This window comes from Mesorhizobium sp. M1A.F.Ca.IN.020.06.1.1, assembly GCF_004023265.1.
Lineage (GTDB): Bacteria > Pseudomonadota > Alphaproteobacteria > Rhizobiales > Rhizobiaceae > Mesorhizobium.
Genome location: NZ_RZSR01001395.1, coordinates 1 through 1,087, shown reverse-complemented (window position 1 = coordinate 1,087; position 1,087 = coordinate 1). Strand labels below are relative to the sequence as shown.

Sequence of the window (1,087 nt, the reverse complement as noted above, 5' to 3'; positions counted from 1 at the left end):
GCAGTATCGCGCCTCAACTCTATGGGGCCTCGGAAAGGGCGTGGCGGGGCTTGCGCCCGAGCTCCAACCCCGTCTCGTCGCGCTCGTCGAGGCGCTTGCGGAGCCGCAGTATCGCGCCTCGGCTCTATTAGGCCTCGGAAAGGGCGTGGCGGGGCTTGCACCCGAGCTCCAACCCCGTCTCGTTGCGCTTGCCGAGGGACTTGACCACCCCGAGCATCGCGTCTTGGCCCTATGGGGCCTTGGCGCTGGTGTTGCAGGGCTTGAGCCCGCCCTGCAACAGCGTCTCGTCCGCCTCGCCGAGGGGCTCGCGCCCTGCTATCGCGCCTGGGCCCTAGGGGGCTTCGGAGCCGGTGTCGCAGGGCTTGCACCCGCCCTGCAGCAACGTCTCGTCCTCCTCGCCGAGGGGCTCGATCAGCCCGGACATCGCGCCACGGCCCTGAGGGGCTTCGGAGCGGGTGTGAGAGGGCTTGAGCCGGCCCTGCAGCAGCGTCTCGTCCTCCTTGCCGAAGGACTCAACGATCCCTCGCATCGCGCCGCGGCCCTATGGGGCTTGGGAAAGGGCGTGGCAGGGCTTGCGCCCGCCCTGCAGCAGCGTCTGATCCTCCTCGCCGAGGAACTTGACTACCCCGGGCATCGCGCTGCGGCACTGGGTGGATTGGGAAAGGGTGTGGCAGGGCTTGCGCCCGCCCTACAGCAGCGTCTCGTCCTCCTCGCCGAGGGACTTAACAACCCCTGGAATCGCGCCTCGGCCCTAAGAGTCCTCGGAGCAGGTGTGACGGGGCTTACGCCCGCCCTGCAGCAGCGTCTCGTCCTCCTCGCCGAGGGACTTAACAACCCCGCGGATCGCGTCACGGCCCTGGAGGGCCTTGGAGCAGGTGCGGCGGGGCTTGAGCCCCCCCTGCAGCGACGTCTCGTCTTCCTCACCGCGGGACTTGACGAGCCGGAGCATCGCGTCTCGGCCCTCCAAGCTTTCGGGACAAGCGTGGCAGGGCTTGAGCCCGAGCAACAACGGCGCCTCGCTGCCCTTGCCGACGGACTTGCCCAGCCGGAGTATCGGGCTCGCGCCCTGGCAGCACTATTGCCTTAG

At 69.1% G+C, this 1,087-nt stretch carries 1 protein-coding gene; it reads left to right on the top strand.

The window, feature by feature from the left end:
• Positions 1-1,087, top strand: a 1,087-nt coding sequence (locus EOA60_RS38485; RefSeq protein WP_206628403.1) for a hypothetical protein, incomplete at its 5' end; no start/stop codon positions are given.